This window comes from Thermaerobacter sp. PB12/4term (genome assembly GCF_003403315.2).
In the GTDB taxonomy this organism is placed as follows: domain Bacteria; phylum Bacillota; class Sulfobacillia; order Thermaerobacterales; family Thermaerobacteraceae; genus Thermaerobacter.
The window spans coordinates 1,825,543-1,840,570 of sequence record NZ_CP048407.1 but is presented as its reverse complement, the minus strand read 5'-3'; the positions used below and the strand labels follow the sequence as shown (position 1 = coordinate 1,840,570).

Annotated in this window: 11 protein-coding genes; 4 read left to right on the top strand and 7 right to left on the bottom strand. The window is 71.7% G+C overall.

The features are described 5' to 3' along the window. Window positions 1–136 precede the first annotated feature (136 nt). Both DYI95_RS07635 and DYI95_RS12635 read left to right on the top strand, forming a co-directional pair. A complete protein-coding gene (locus DYI95_RS07635; protein ID WP_158556039.1) occupies window positions 137–1,072 on the top strand; it encodes a carbohydrate kinase family protein in 936 nt (311 codons plus the stop codon). Between the two features lie 179 nt (window positions 1,073–1,251). Beyond that, window positions 1,252–2,460: a ribokinase gene (locus tag DYI95_RS12635; RefSeq protein ID WP_116900378.1), complete on the top strand. Its 1,209-nt coding sequence runs from the start codon at window positions 1,252–1,254 to the stop codon at window positions 2,458–2,460. Window positions 2,461–2,964: 504 nt separating this feature from the next. Here the strand turns inward: DYI95_RS12635 and DYI95_RS07625 are convergent. The 7 genes from DYI95_RS07625 to DYI95_RS07595 all read right to left on the bottom strand — a co-directional run bounded on the left by DYI95_RS07625 (window position 2,965) and on the right by DYI95_RS07595 (window position 13,110). Beyond that, on the bottom strand, window positions 2,965–5,142 hold the full coding sequence (locus DYI95_RS07625; protein WP_116900380.1) for a CocE/NonD family hydrolase: 2,178 nt from the start codon (window positions 5,140–5,142) through the stop codon (window positions 2,965–2,967). 251 nt (window positions 5,143–5,393) lie between these two features. Then, window positions 5,394–5,759, bottom strand: coding sequence for a hypothetical protein (locus tag DYI95_RS07620; RefSeq protein WP_116900381.1), 366 nt, complete (start codon window positions 5,757–5,759; stop codon window positions 5,394–5,396). A gap of 32 nt (window positions 5,760–5,791) precedes the next feature. Continuing rightward, a complete protein-coding gene (locus tag DYI95_RS13270; protein WP_371731860.1) occupies window positions 5,792–8,413 on the bottom strand; it encodes a long-chain-fatty-acid--CoA ligase in 2,622 nt (873 codons plus the stop codon). Between the two features lie 27 nt (window positions 8,414–8,440). Next, window positions 8,441–10,237, bottom strand: a complete 1,797-nt coding sequence (locus tag DYI95_RS07610) for an AarF/ABC1/UbiB kinase family protein (RefSeq protein WP_116900382.1) — start codon at window positions 10,235–10,237, stop codon at window positions 8,441–8,443. A gap of 463 nt (window positions 10,238–10,700) precedes the next feature. Continuing rightward, window positions 10,701–11,555, bottom strand: a complete 855-nt coding sequence (locus DYI95_RS07605) for a YCF48-related protein (RefSeq protein ID WP_243149965.1) — start codon at window positions 11,553–11,555, stop codon at window positions 10,701–10,703. Window positions 11,556–11,830: 275 nt separating this feature from the next. Continuing rightward, the gene (locus tag DYI95_RS07600) at window positions 11,831–12,400 is read right to left on the bottom strand and encodes a PH domain-containing protein (RefSeq protein WP_116900384.1); all 570 of its coding nucleotides are present in this window, start codon (window positions 12,398–12,400) and stop codon (window positions 11,831–11,833) included. Beyond that, window positions 12,397–13,110, bottom strand: a complete 714-nt coding sequence (locus DYI95_RS07595) for an NTP transferase domain-containing protein (protein ID WP_243149678.1) — start codon at window positions 13,108–13,110, stop codon at window positions 12,397–12,399. Before DYI95_RS07595 ends, DYI95_RS07600 begins: the two co-directional genes overlap by 4 nt. 566 nt (window positions 13,111–13,676) lie before the next feature. On the opposite strand from DYI95_RS07595, the gene DYI95_RS07590 reads away from it, so the two are divergent. Then, complete coding sequence (locus tag DYI95_RS07590) at window positions 13,677–14,369, top strand: TetR/AcrR family transcriptional regulator (protein WP_116900385.1); 693 nt, start codon at window positions 13,677–13,679, stop codon at window positions 14,367–14,369. A gap of 185 nt (window positions 14,370–14,554) precedes the next feature. Further along, window positions 14,555–14,983 (top strand): SCP2 sterol-binding domain-containing protein, encoded by a 429-nt coding sequence (locus DYI95_RS07585; RefSeq protein ID WP_116900386.1) that lies wholly within the window; start codon window positions 14,555–14,557, stop codon window positions 14,981–14,983. The last annotated feature ends 45 nt before the right edge of the window (window positions 14,984–15,028 follow it).

The window sequence follows — 15,028 nt, the reverse complement described above, 5'->3', positions numbered from 1 at the left end:
GATGGATGGAGGGGGTCCAGGGCTGGACACCACGGGGGTACGCCCCGCCGGCACGGCGGGCGGCCGGCCGTCAGGGCGCCCGGTGCCTCCGGCGGGCCGCCCCTTTCTTCCGATCCGGCGGCAGGGGCCCGTTGTGGTGGCCGGTGACCTGGTGCTGGATCTGGTCGTCCAGGTTCCGGAGCGACTGCACCGCGGCAGTGACACCTGGGGCGCCCTGCACCCCCGCCAGGGTGGCTCGGCGGCCAACACCGCCGCCTGGCTGGCCCGGTTGGGGGTGCCCGTGGTGTTTTGCGGCCGGGTGGGCCGGGATCCCCTGGGCCAGGCACTGGCCGCCGCCCTGGAGGCCGAGGGCGTGGAGGTCCGGGCCGTCCGGGACGACCAGGCGCCCACGGGCGTCATCCTGGCGCTGGTGGGACCGGACGGGGAGAAGTCCATGGTGATCGGCCCGGGGGCCAACCACCGCCTGGAGGCCAGCGACTTGCCGCCCGGCCTGGTGGAGGGGGCCGGCCTCTGCTATCTCACCGGCTACTCCTTTTTCTGGGAGGGCGCCCGGGACGCGGCCCGCGCGGTGATGGCGCGGGCGCTGAAGGCGGGGGTGCCCGTGGCCGTCGACGCTTCGTCGGCGGCGCTCCTTGCCCGGCAGGGACCCGAGGGCATCCTGCAACAGTGGCAGGGGGCCTCGATCCTCTTCGCCAACGAGGAGGAGGCGGCGGTCCTGGCGGGCGGGGCCTTCAGGGATGGGGCGGCGGAGCGGCTCGGCCGGTTCTTCCCCCTGGTGGGGGTCAAGGCCGGCCCGCGGGGCGCCTGGGGGGTGGCCTTGGGCCGTCGCTGGCGGGTCGAGGCGCTGCCCGTGCCGCAGGTGATCGACACCACGGGCTGCGGCGATGCCTGGAATGCCGGCATGCTGGCCGGCCTCCGGGCGGGCCTTGGTCCCGAGGCGGCCGCCCGGCTGGGGCGATTCGTGGCGGCGTGGGTGGCCCAGCGGCCGGGTGCTGTGCCGTCGGGCTGGACGGCTACGGACAGGCAGGCGGCCTGGGACCACGCCAACCAGGCGGCGGCCGAGGTGCCCTGAGGGCAAGGCGGCTTGGGATCGCACTGGCCAGCCCCGGGCCGGAGCGCCGTAAGGGCAAGGCGGCCTGGGACCCCGCCGGCCTGCGCCCGGCCGGAGGACCCGAGGGCAAGTCTGGTGGCAACCGGAGACCCCCTGGGAAGGAAGGCCGAGCACCCCGGGGGCGGCAGGGGGAGTCCGTGATGGAACCGCAAGACGGCACCGCTGAACCGCAAGGCGACTCCGGTGAACCGCAAGGCGGCGGGTGCGCTCCGTCGTCCTTTACGCGGGACGATCGTGCACTTCAGGCCGGATCCCGGCCGGCGGGCTGCCCGCCCGCGTCCCGGCCGGCCGTGGTGGTGGCCGGCAGCCTCAACATGGACCTGGTGGTGGTTTGCCGCCGCGCCCCCGAGCAGGGCGAGACGGTGTCCGGCGAGCGGTTCTTCACCGCCTGCGGCGGCAAGGGGGCGAACCAGGCCGTCGCGGCCGCCCGCCTCGGGGCGCCGGTGGCCATGCTGGGCTGTGCCGGGGACGACGCCTTCGGCGACCAGCTGGTAGCCGCCCTCAGGGCCGAGGGCATCGACACCGCGGGGGTGCGAAGGGTGCCGGGACCCAGCGGTGTGGCCGCCATCACCGTGGAAGCCGGTGGGGCCAACCGGATCGTGGTGGTTCCCGGGGCCAACGCCCACTTCAAGGAACTGGACGCCGCGGCCCGCCGCTGCATCGCCTCGGCCCGGGTGCTGCTCCTGCAGCTGGAATCGCCCCTGCCCCTGGTCGAACAGGCCGCCCGGGTGGCCCGGGCGGCGGGGGTGACGGTGATCCTGACGCCTGCTCCCGTCCCTCCTGATCCCCTGCCGCCCGGCTTGCTGGAGGCGGTGGACTGGCTGGTGCCCAACGAGCATGAGCTGTGGGCGCTGGTGGGCGGGGAGGCCGGCCCGCCCGGCTCGGGTTCCCCGGCAGAGCCTCCGGCCCCAGGGGCAGTGGGCGGTTCTTCCGTCCCCGGGCCCGGGCGGCCGGTGGCGGGGCCAGCGGCGGGGGCGGCGGGTGCGGGTGGGACCGGGACGCTGGAAGCTGCGGCCCGCCGCCTGGGCGAGGGCCGGATCCACGTGGTGGTCACCCTGGGCGAGCGGGGCTGTCTCTACGTCCCGCCGGCGGGAGCGGCCCAGGCCATTCCGGCGCTACCCGTGGTGGCGGTCGACACCACGGCGGCGGGGGACACCTTCGCCGGTGCCCTGGCGGTGGCTCTGGCGGAAGAACGGCCCGTCGAAGAAGCCCTGCAATTCGCCACCCGGGCGGCGGGGATTTCCGTCACGCGGCCCGGCGCCCAGCCTTCCATGCCGTCCCGGGCGGAGGTCGAAGCCTGGCCCGGCCCCGGAAACAGAGGGCATGCCCCGCCGGTGCCACCCCGCTGAACGCGGCACGCTCACCGGATCCATCGTGGGTCGATGGCGATCATGGCGCGGCCGAGCGCCGAACCCGCGGCGAGACGAGAAGCCCGGCAGGAACGAGACGAGAAGCCCGGTAGGAAAAGGGGGCCACGCCGGATGGCGTGGCCCCCCTTCGGCTCGCCGGCCACCACCGCTTGTCCCGGGCGGGGTCGCCGCCTTGATTCGCCGTGGGCGGGGCGGGTTCGCCGTCCGGTTTCGCCGTTCCGCCGGGGCGGGTCACCGCCCGGTTTCGCCGTTCCCTCGGGGCGGGTCCGCCGCCCGGATTCGCCGTGGGCGGGGGTTTGGGCACCCGGCTTCCCCCTGCTGCTGGCCCCCCATGCCGGGGCCTCGCCCCGTCCTTGGCCAGGCACCGAAGGCAGCGTGACGCGCACTCGTAGCGCACTGTGTACCCGCAGCGTGCCACGCACCCCGCTTGGCGGCGGAGCCCGCTGACGCGCAGGGCAGCGCCGCTGCCTGCGGGTTGGCCCTCTATCGCAGCGGCGTGCCGGAGCTGATGCGGATCTCCACGTGCCCCTGGCCGGTGAGGCGGGCCGAGGGGGCCGGCTGGGTGCCGCCGCTCGAGCCCGGATCACCGCCGCCGGGCAGGAACTCCCGGCTGCCTGCCGGGATGCACCGCACCCCCACCTGGGCGCCGCAGGGCAGTTCGGGTCCCAGCTTCACGCCCGTCAGGGGCACCACCGGCAACATCAGGCGCGAGGGGTGCTGGGGGTCGTGGTAGATGGTGTTGATGGACGGCACCCGCCGCGGGACGTAGAGGTAATAGCTGTCCAGCAGCGGCGGGGCATGGACCTTGACCACCAGCCGGTGGCCGGGCCGGAAGACGTGGCCCACGGGGAAGATCTCGATCAGGTACTCCTCCACCTGTCCCGGCGTCACCAGCTCGGCGTTGGTGTGGGGATGGTGGGGCCGGTAGAGCACGTTGTCGGCGTAGTCGCTCTGGCTGTAGTCCACCGCCCGGTGGGCCGCCCGCAAGAGGCCCCGCTGCAGGTAGCTGCGGCTGCCGTCGGGCCCTTCGTCGATCAGCTGGACGAAGAGCTCCGTGTCGGGGGCCGTGGTCGACAGGTAGAGGGTGGCGGTGATGGGTCCGGCGATGAGCACCGGCCGGTCAAAGGGCTCGCTGTGGTACTCCACCTCATCGGGCAGGTGGGCGGTGGTCAGGGGCGGGCCCGCCGACGGCCCTAGCTGGTAGCTCCAGGAGTGGCGGCCGGGGCCGGAGAGGTAGCGGGCCGGTTCTTCCGCCGCGGCGGGCGGGGTGGTGGAAAGGCTTCCGTCCCCGTGCAGGTACCAGCTGGTCCAGCGGGTATCCTCCAGAGGGAAGGTGCGGGAGACCTTCCGGCCGTTGGACACCAGCACGCCGCCCTGGCGGTGCAGCTCCAGCAGGGTGACCACCGAGGTCCGCTTCTGGCTCAGGGTGCCGAACCCGCCGTCGACCCCGCGCAACCAGTGGTCCATCCACGCCAGCCGGTCCTTCCAGATCTCGGGCGGGTCCATCTGGGTGCCGTGCACGCCGTTGGTCAGGACCAGGCGCTTGGGCACGCCCTGCACCGCTTCCCACAGGTGGGCCGGCCCGCGGGGGCCCGTCTGCTCGTCCTGGTAGGCCCCGGTGATGTGGATGGGCACGCGGATCCGATCGGCGTAGGTGATCAGCGAGCGGGAGCGGTACCAGTCGTTGTCCGTGTCCGAGGCCAGCCCCTGGAGGATCGGGTCGCCGGCGAGGTTGCGGCGGTGGGAGGCCACGTTCTGGGCGCACACATGGTCCGCTGCCAGGATGCCCGGTGCCACGCCGCCGCCCAGCTCGTAGGCGGGCCGGATGATGCCCGTCCAGAGCAGGGGGAAGCCGTAGTTGGAGACGCCGCCGGGGTACACGATGCCCCGGTACAGGTCGTCGATCAGCCCGGACACGGTCACCGCCACCAGGTGGGGCGGCTGGGTGGCGGCCACCATGAAACCGGTCAGGCCACTGTAGGAGTGGCCCATGATGCCCACCTTGCCGTTCGACCACGGCTGGCGGGCGATCCACTCGATCACCTCCCGGCCGTCCACGGCCGTGCGCCAGCTGAACAGGTCGAACTCGCCCCCGGAGCAGCCGGTGCCGCGGATGGAGGCGTGCACCGTGACGTAGTGCGGGTTGAACATCCAGGTCAGCTGGGTGCGGCTGTCGGCCACGCCGGCAATGGTGGTGCCGCTGGAGGAACCGCCGTCGTAGCCGTCCATCAGGAAGATGGCCGGGTACTTGCGCCCGGGCACGTAATCGTCGGGCATGCGGACGTTGACGGCGATGAGCACGCCGTCGCTCATCCGCACGTAGCCCGTGGGAGCCGCTTCCGCCGGGCGGGCGGGAGAAACCAGGGTGGCCGCCGCGGCCAGGCCCAGGGCGGCCGCCGCCGGCGCCGCGGCCGCGGCGGCCGGGGCCAGGGCCTCAGCCACCGGGGTGAGGGTGGACGCCAGAAGCGAGAACAGGGCGGTGAAGGCGCCGGCTGCCCGCCGGCTCAGACCCAGGGGCCGGCTGTCAAACCCCGGAAGGATGCACCGGACCAGCCTAAACCCCTTCACCCGACGGAGGAACAGGTCACCAGGCCGGAACACCCGGCCGCCGTCCCGGCGGGCAGGTGCTTTCGCCCGCTCCCGCCCCGTGCCGGATCGCATGGGGCGATCCCTCCCCGTGACGCGTGGTGTGCTGGTCCACCCACCCGAACCGGCCCGGCTCCCCCACACCGGGCGATCCCCATCTTCGCTCCCCATTCCCGATCTTCCGGCTCGACGAGGCTCTGACGTCGTCGCGAGCCGCCGGAGGTGCGTCCCCCCGGCGGGCCACGTAGGGGCGGGCCCGGGGGCCTGGGATCCCCGGGCCCGGCTGCACATGGCGCCTCGCCTTGATTCCGTTCCACCTAGACGCTCTACCCGAGCCGCTCGACGGCCTCCCGCAGCCGGGCCACCTCCCGCTCCAGCCGCTCCAAACGCCGCAACAGTTCCGGATCGGTGCTTCCTCCGGCCCCACCGGCCTGCTGGCGCTCCCGCTGGCGCTGGGCCCGCCAGCGCTGCAGCCGCTCGTAGATCAAAAGCAGCGAGGGGTCGCCCACCACGGCGTCGATGAAGGCGTCGGCGAAGGTCTCCCGGTAACCGGGGATGCCGTGGTCCTTGCCGTAGAGCAGGTGCTTTTCGACCAGCTTGGGGATCTGCGGGTTGTTGGGGCCGCCGCTCTGCCGGAAGAAGGCCTGGATCCGCTCTTCCATCGTCATGCGGCGCCCGTTGCTGGCCGGCATAGGGTCACCTCCCGCCTGGTGCGATCTGGGCCTTACCGGAACCACTTGCGCCAGTCGCCTTCGCCCTCGGCGGCCTCGCCCTGGGGTCCCGGCTCCAGCAGCTCCTGCGGCGTGACCAGGCGGGCGGGCGGTTCGGGCGGGAGGTGGCCCGGCCCGCCGGCCGGTTCGCCCGCAGCCGCCGCGCCGGCCGGGGCGCCGGTTCCCCCGCCAGCCGTGCCAGCGGCACCGGCATCGTCGCTGCCTGCGCCGGTACGCCCGGGGCCCGCTTCCTCGACGGCGCTTTCGGTGGCGGCGGTTCCCGCAGAACCGGTGCCCTGGGAGGGCGCCGCGGGGCTGCCCTCGGGTTGCTTCCGGCGCTCCTCTTCCAGCAGGGCCCGGCGCAGCACCTTGCCGATCAGCGTCTTGGGCAGTTCGCTGCGGAACTCCACGGCCCGCGGCACCTTGTACTTGGCCAGGCGCTGGCGGCAGAACTCGATGATCTCCTGCTCCGTGGCGGTCTGGCCGGGCTTGAGCACCACGAAGGCCTTGACCATCTCGCCGCGATAGGGGTCGGGGGCACCGATGACGGCGGCCTCCAGGACCTTGGGGTGCTCGTAGAGGACCTCTTCCACCTCGCGGGGGTAGACGTTGTAGCCGCCGCTGATGATCATCTCCTTCTTCCGGTCCACGATCCGGAAGAAGCCGTCTTCGTCCATGGTGGCGATGTCGCCGGTGTAGAGCCAGCCGTCCCGCAGGGTTCGGGCCGTTTCCTCGGGCCGGTTCCAGTAGCCCTTCATCACCTGGGGACCGCGGATGATGAGCTCGCCTACCTCGCCCGGCCCCAGCACCCGGGTCCCGGTCTCGATGTCGACGATGCGGGCCTCGGTGTCGGGCACGGGGAGCCCGATGGTCCCGTTGCGCTTGTACTCGTTGGGGGGATTGGCGTGGGTGACCGGCGAGGCCTCCGTCAGGCCGTACCCTTCCACCAGCTGGCCGCCGGTGCTGGCCTCGAAGCGCTCCTGCACCTCCAGGGGCAGGGGAGCCGCCCCGCTGACACAGGCCTCGATGGACGAGACGTCGATCCTGTGGAACTTGGGATGGTTCATCAAGGCCACGTACATCGTGGGCACTCCCGGCACCATGGTGGGCCGGTACTTGGCGATGGCCTTGATCACCATCTCCGCCTCGAAGCGCGGCAGGGGCACCATGGCGCACTGCAGGGCGATGGCCAGGTTCATCACCGTGGTCATGCCGTAGGAGTGGAAGAAGGGCATGACGCCCAGGATCACCTGCTGGTGCGCCTCATCCCAGCGGCCCCGCAGGGTCCATTCCGCCGTCTGCAGCACGTTGGCCACCAGGTTGCGGTGGGTCAGCATGGCGCCCTTGGCCGTACCGGTGGTGCCGCCGGTGTACTGCAAGAGGGCCAGGTCGTCGGGTTGAACCTCCACCGGCGGCGGTGCGGGGGGCGCCTCCCGGAGAAGCCGGCCGAACCAGAGCACGTTCTCATGCCGCCCGATCTCCACCCAGGTGCCGTCCTTTTTGGCCTTGAGAGGGTAGAGCCGGCCCAGGAGGGGCGACATGAACTCGTTGATCCGCGTCACCAGCACCCGCTCGAGGGGCGTGGCGTGGACCACCTGCCGCACCGTGGGATACATCAGGTCCAGGGCGACGATGACCCGGGCGCCGCTGTCGTTGAGCTGGAATTCCAGCTCCCGCGGGCTGTAGAGGGGGTTGCAGTTGACGACCACGGCCCCCGCTTTGAGGGCGCCGTAGTAGGCGATGACGAACTGGGGGCAGTTGGGCATCATCAGGGCCACCCGGTCGCCGGGCCGGATGCCCAGGTTGGCCAGCCCCCGGGCGAAGCGGTCGGCCAGCTGGTTCAGCTCGCCGTAGGTCATGGTGCGGCCGAAGAAGTGGATGGCCGGCTGCCGGGGCCGCATCTCCGCCGCCCGCTCCAGCAGCCGCTGCAGGGGGATCTCCGGGTAGTTCAGGTGGGGGCGCACCCCGGCAGGGTAGTACCGGAGCCAGGGCCGCTGGCGGATCTCTTCTTCAGGTACCAGCTCGGTGGCATGGACGGTGGCGCCGGCCGGCACCTGGTACAGCCCGGTGCCGCTGCGGCCGCGGCCCCGGGCTGTACCGGCGGAACCCGGGCCCGCCGCGTCCTCGCCAGGGGTCGCACCCCCGGCGCCATGGGCCTGCCCGTTCATCATCGCGGGGGTCACGATCACCGGTTGCCAGGCGACCATCAGCGACCCGCCGAGGATCCCCAGGATGGCTCCCACGAACAGGCCGCCCAGGGCGCCGAAGATCGATACGATGGAGAACAGGATGACCAGGATGCCCAGGTACGTCGACGCCGCCGGGAGCAGAAAGCCCGCGATGGCCGTGGCGATGACCAGCCCGGAGAAGAGATATCCCAAGAAGATCAGGGTGTCGGGCAGGAACGCGAAGGGAAACAGGTTGAGCGGCATCCACAGGATGAGGAACCCGGCGATCAGGCTCAAGGTGGCTCCCCAGAAGGGCCGCTGGGCCTTCCAGGCGCGGAAGCCGCCACCGGGGCGGGCGGGAACCCCCTGGGGTCCCCTCCCCGCTCCTCCTGTGCTGGGACCCCCCGGATCCCGGGCCAGGGCGATCCCGGCCCCGCCCGGGCCGGAGGCTGCATGCTGCATGGACATGGTCCTTCACCCCTCCCTCTCGGCCTTTCAGGCCTTGTTCGACCGCAACACGCGCCAGACGGTGTACACGCCAACCCCCAGGGATCCCCACAGCGCGGTGGTGGTCACCGCCGCCAGCCCCGGAATCCGGTCCAGGGTGCCGCCGCCCAGGGCCGCCAGCAGGGCGGAGCCCAGGAAGAAGCTGCCCGAGATCAGGCCCAGGGTGGCGCGGTTGACCATCCGGTTCAGGTTCCGGGTCGCCTGTTCGCTGAGCCTCCCTTCCACCGGCAGCTTGAAGTCGTTCCACGCCGCCCGCTCCAGGATCTTGTTCAGCCGCCGCGGCAGCGTGGCCACAAGCTCCGAAGCCTCGGCAATCCAGGCGGCGTTGGCCCGGTAGTTGAACCGGCGCGCCAGCAGCCGGCGCAGGATCTGTACGTCGGCCGATTCGACCACCGTGTGGTAGGTGATCTCCGGGCAGAGCCAGCGGGCCGTGCCCTCCGCCGCCGACCACCCCTTGGCCCAGAGGGAGAGACCGGCGGGGATGCGGCAATGATTCTCCATGGCGATGCGAATCTCTTCCATCAGCAGATGGCCCCAGTTGTGGGATCCGGCCTGTTCGGTGTCGACGTACTGGATGTAGAGGGACCGGAGCTGGTCCTTCAGGCGGCCCGCGTCGGTATAGGGCGTGGGCTCGAAGACGTCCAGCATCACCTCGGCGGCGTCTTCGGCCTGGTTGAGCCGGATGTGCAGCAGGTGGCGGAAGATGGCCTCGGTGTGCAGGGCGTCCATCCGCCCGACCATGCCCCAGTCGATGACGTACACCTTCCTGGTGTGGCGGCAGACCATCAGGTTCGACCCGTGGGGGTCGGCGTGGTAGCGCCCGTCGAGAAACTCCTTGATGTAGAGGTGGGCCAGGTCGATCATGCGCTCGAAGCGCTCTTCGAAGGTGAAGAAGTCGACGGGGAAGTCCTTGATGTTCCACCCGTCGATGTATTCGGTGACCAGCACGCGCCGCGTGGCCAGATAGACCTCGGGTACGGCCAGCGTGGCGAATTCCTCGACGATCGCGCGGCCCTCCTTGGTGTTGCGGGCCTCGATGCGCATGTCCAGTTCGCTGGCCACGCTGCTGTAGTAGTCGCGGATCACCCCGGGCAGGTCGGAGGAGGCCGCCATGGGCGGCGGCAGCAGCTTTTGCAGCCGCCGGGCCAGCTTGGCGATGTTGGCGATGTCCGTCTGGAACAGCTTGTCGACCAGGGGACGAACCACCTTGACCGCGCAGGGCCGGCCGTCCCGCAGCTGGGCGCGGTAGACCTGGGCCAGCGAGGCCGAGCCGATGGGGTCGGGGTCGATCCAGGCAAAGGTCTGCAGGCCGTCGGGCAACTCGTCGTCCAGCAGGACGGCCATGTAGGGGAAGGGCATGGGCGGGACCTGGTCCAGCAGCTGGGCCAGCTCCATGGTGATGGGCTCGGGCAGCAGTTCCTGCCGGGTTACGAGCACCTGCCCCAGCTTGATGAAGGTGGGGCCCAACTCCTGGAAGGCCAGCCGCACCCGCCGCCCGATCTGGCGCAAGCGCAGGTCCTGGGGGCTACCCGGGCCGGTGCCGGCCAGCTCCTTCACCGCATTGCGGTCTTGGAGCAGGTAGAGCAGGCCGTGGCGGGCCAGGGTGCGGACCACGGCCCGCAGCCGCTTGCGGGGCGTGATGCCAGCTTCCAGGGCGGCCAGTTCCGCCTTGATGCGCTTCTTCTCTTCCGCCCACCGGGGCGACGACCACCAGGCGGCCGACAGGTCAACCCGCCGGCCGGTTGGGGTGGCCGCCTGCCGCGGGGGCAGGGTGGCCATGGCCATGGAAACCCCCCTCGCTTTCAGGGCGGCGGGCGGGTCCGCCGGGGCGGCGACGGGCCGGGTGGGCCATCGCGGCGCTCGCGCCGCGCCGGCACCGCCCGCCGGTCGCCCGGCCGGCCCGCGAGCAGCCTGCGGGCCCTGGGCCGGTTCCACCGAACGGTCGTTAAGGCAACAGGGTGCGATGGGCGGAACGGGCATCCCCCAGAGCCCGCCGGCTGGGGACCGCCCCCGTGCCGGTTGCTCGCCGGCAGGCTCGTTTCGGCAAAGGATATTCGCGGGAGGGGTCCCGGTTTGCGCCACGGGGGGCGACGCCACCCTGGCGGGAAACGTCGTGGATGTTCCGCAACGGCCCGGCCCCTGCCGGCCCGGCGGTAGAGGGGCGGTGAAGGAGCGGGCGGTGCCGGTTCCACCGCCGGTGGGGGCTCCGTCCGCTGAGGGACCTGGGAACCAGGAGGCAGGTGGCGGGTCAAGATGAACCCGGTGCCGGCGGTGCTCCGACGGTGACGTTGACCGTCTCCCAGGTGACGCCGCCGTCCCGCGTCCGGGCCAGGCGCCAGCCGCCGTCGCCCTGCACGAAGAGAAGGCCCCAGCCCAGTTCCGCCGTGATAAAGTCCAGCTCGATAAAGGCCCGCACGCCGGACGGCCCCTGGTTGACTTTTTGCCAAGACTTCCCGCCGTCCTGCGTATGCCATACTTCGCCATACCGGGTGGTTCCAAACCAACCCGTCTTCGGGTCAAGGAAGAACAGGTCGCCCACGTAGCCACCCGCGGGGAGGCCGCCCGGCACCTCATCGCCATCGCGCTCGACCGCCGCGATGCGTTCCCACGTACGGGCAGCGTCCGCCGTTCGCAGCAGCACCTTGGTTTCGCCACCCATACCTTCATCGCTCCCACAAATGAACCAGCCGTCATTGGAGCCGATGAAGGAGGCCGACCAGGCTGCCGGATTCTCGAGCGAAGTGCATGGGTTTGTCTTGGGTTCCCAGCGCTTTCCTCCGTCGGTGGTGTGGTACAACCGGAACCGGTCGTCGGTCGCCCAGGCCACGCCCTCGCCCACCAGGTCGACGAAGCCCGGCGGGAACGGCGTCTGGACCCTGGTCCACGACGCGCCCGAATCGGTCGTCGACCAGATGACGTCGCGGGTCGTTGCCCAGCCCACGCTCGCCGAGACGAAGTCGATGCCGCCGACCGGCTCGCCGAATTGGTGGATCACGTGCCAGGAGGCCCCGCCGTCTTCCGTCCTGGCCAGCCAGCCGTCCTCGCCGAGGACAAAACCCGTGTCCGGATTCACGAAGTCGACATCCACGGGCGTCAGCGGCACCTGCTCCAACTGCTGCAGTTGCCCCTGCCTGCCCTCACCTGGCGGTGGACCGTCTCCCTCGTGCGGCTGGCTGCCGCGTCCTGGGGTGCAACCCGTCAGCAGCAACAGGATCAGGATTCCGATCCCGATGCTTTGCGGGGGGTGCCGCCGGCTCCTGAGCATCGGCCGTCGCCCTTTCTGTGAAACAGGAGCGCACCGGCCCAATTCGGCTTGGGCCAGATTCGGCGTGCTGGAAATTTATCCTCCTGGTGGTGTTTGGGTCTGTGGCGTTGTTGCTAACCGCGCCCACCCTTGCGGCGGCGGCGCACTTCTTTGAGGACCCAGCGGGGGGCGTCGAGGGGCACCCCGCGTTCCTCCAGAAGCGCCAGCGCCTCCACGGGGTCCTGCGGTGTCACGATCACCGCGCCCCGGTGCAGGTGCAGGCGGACGGCGGGACCCCGGTCGGTGCTGCCCAGCAGCAGCTGGCGGCCCAGGCCGCTGAGGTAGAACCAGCCCACCGCGTACCCCGGCGCATAAGTGGCCAGCAGGCGGATGCCCCCGGCCAGTTCCAGGTATTCGGCCCGCTGGATAGCGGCGTAGGGGATCACCCGCCGGCGCAGCAGGGTTTGGATGAGGAGCCGGTCCGGTCCAGCCAGATAGGCCAGCCGGGCCCGGGCCAGGTAGCCCAGGAAGACCAGGGCCGGTCCGAAGGCGAAGAGCCAGGGGACGCGGGTGCCCCAGGCCGCCAGGCCAAAGAGGAGCAGGATGAGGGCGGTCCAAAGGCCCTCGTCCCGGGCTGGGATCAAAGGCAGCGCCCGCCAGGCAGGGGGCTGTGACGGTGCGGGCCGGCGGGGTGGCGAGGTCACGGCTGTTCCTCCTTCTTCAGCAGCCGGCAGGCGGCCAGGTAGTCTGCCCAGGTGTCCACGTCGAGGGTGACCTCCGGTCCCGGTGCCGGCCAGCCGAGCACGCGGTCCCGGTACCGCTGAAGCAGCGGCCGGGCCCCTTCGTCGCCCGCCAGCGCCAGGACCCCGGCGAACAGGGGCCGGCCGATGACCACCGGGTGGCCCGGCCGGCCTTGCCAGAAGGGGCGGGCGGCGACGGGAGCGCCGCTCGGCCAGGAGGCCCCCCCCGGGGCCGAACCGGTGGCCGCCTGCTTCACCGCCCGGGCAAAAGCCCCGGCCAGGTCCGCCAGCACCCCGGGGGTGATGAAGGGCTGATCGGCCAGGACGATCATGGCGGCCGCCAGGGCGGGTTCGACCTGAAGGAGGGCGCGCAAGCCGAGCCGCAGCGACCGGGCCTGGCCCTGCTCGGGCCAGGGATTCACCACCGGGTGGAGGCAGGGGTGGGGGCGCCGGGGGATGTCGGCCGCGGCCACGGCGGGGTGCAGGACGGCCACCACCGGGCCTGCCGTGGCGGCCAGGGCCGCGTCGATCACCCGCTGGGCCAGGGGCTGATCGCCCAGGGGCAGGAGCTGCTTGAGCCGCCCCATGCGGGTCCCCTGACCGGCCGCCAGCACGATGATGCCGATCCGAGAGGACGTCATGTCGCCACCCCAAGCCGTGGCCTGGATTTCCACCGTATCCACCCCCCGGTGAGGGCCGGGCTTCTGGCTGGGCCGGTCGCTCGCCCCAGGGGCCGCCGGGCATTCGCCCTGTTGGCCTCCAGGCATGGACTTCAGCCTGGAGGGACCGGACTCTGGCCGGGATCGGCCCTCCCCCCTGGGATCGGCGCAGGACCGGCCGGTCGAGATCTGCCTTCGCTATTGTCCACCCTGGGCGGAGCGCTGTCACCGGGTCGCTGCCGGCCGACGGCGCGCCCTGGGTACGTCGGTACGTCCCCGCAGAAAGAACCGGCGGGGCCGCCCGGCGGTGCAGGCCCCCGGCACCACCGGGGACGGCACGCTGCCCGCTTAGCCCCCGCTACCTGCCGGCGGGCACGGGTTGCGGCGCTGGCCGGGGCAGTTCAGGGCAGGATTCTGGCCCGGGATCCGGAAGGAACTGGCGAGGGAGCGCCGAAAAAGAAACCCCAATGTACCCTTAATAAACGTTAAGTAATCCTGCTAGCAACCCGGCTGGCAATCCGGCCACCGCCCGGTGCGGTGGACCGGCCCGGTGAGGTGAACCGGCGGTTGGGGGGACGGCGTTGGCACAGGGAAAGATCCTGGCACCACAACAGGAGACCATCCTCCGGCGGGCGGCCAGCCTGTTTGCCCGCCAGGGGTACCCCGCCACCACCATGCGGGATCTGGCGGCGGCGCTGGGGGTCACCCCGGCAGCCCTCTACTACCACTTCAGCAACAAGGACCAGCTGCTGCTCGAGGTGATGTTGCACGGGATCCAGGTGGTCCACCGCCGGGTGGAGGCGGCAATGGCGGCGGCCGGTCCCGGGGTGGCCGAGCGGATCTGGGCCGGGCTGCGGACCCACCTGCTGACGTGCCTGGAGCACCAGGACTTCGTCGCCGTGATCCTGCAGGAGAGCCGCTACCTGAGCCCGGAGGCGGCCGAACAGGTGGTGGCCGCCCGGGATGCCTATGAGGCGCTGTGGGCTCGTACATTGGAGGAAGGCGCTGCGGCAGGGCTTTTCCAGGCGGACGTCGACCTGCGGCTTCTTCGCCTCTTCGGCTTCGGGGCCATGAACTGGGTCACGGTGTGGTACCGGCCGGACGGTCCCCAGAGCCCGGAGGCCATCGCCGACGCCTTCCTGCTGTACATCGCGAAGGGGGTGTTACGGCCGGAAGTGGCCGGAGCGCTCATCGCCCAGGTGGCGGCCACGGCCGGCTGCCCGCCGCGGCCGGGTTCGTCCGGTCGAGGGGGAAGGGGCGGCCGGCACCCGTGACGGGGACCCCACAGCCGCCACGGGATGGCCGTAGGGGGATCCGGCCGACCGGCGGGAGAGCGAAGCGAGGGGGCCGGCAGGCCGGTGGCATGCCGGTACCGGTGCGGCAGGTTCCATTCCCGTGATCCGTTCGGTGATCTGTTCGCTCCAATTCCGAACCGCGCGTTTTCGGGAGGGGATGGCCGGTGGCGTACCAGGCGTTTTCCGAGGAGTGGGCCAAGGCTTACAAGGAGCAGATCAACGCGAACCCCAACTATCGCGAGGCGGCCCGGACCTGGGAGTGGCCCCTGGCCTTCGTCCTGGAGGCGGACCCGTCCCTGGGCATCGAGGAGGAACGGGCCATCATCCTGGACCTCTACCAGGGCGAGTGTCGGGATGCCCGCATCGGCGGCAAGGATGACCTGGAGAACGTTCCCTACGTCATCAGCGCCGACGCCTACACCTGGAAGCAGGTGATGGACGGCCAGCTGGACCCGCTGGCGGCCATGATGCGGGGCAAGCTCAAGATCCTCAAGGGCGACATGGGGGTGCTGTCGGGCTACGTCATCGCCGCCAAGGAGCTGGTGACCTCCGCCCAGCGGGTGGAGACGGAGTTCCCCGAAGGGGTGGCATGACGGCCTCATGGCGGCCCCATAAAGGCCCCATGACGACCCCGGCGG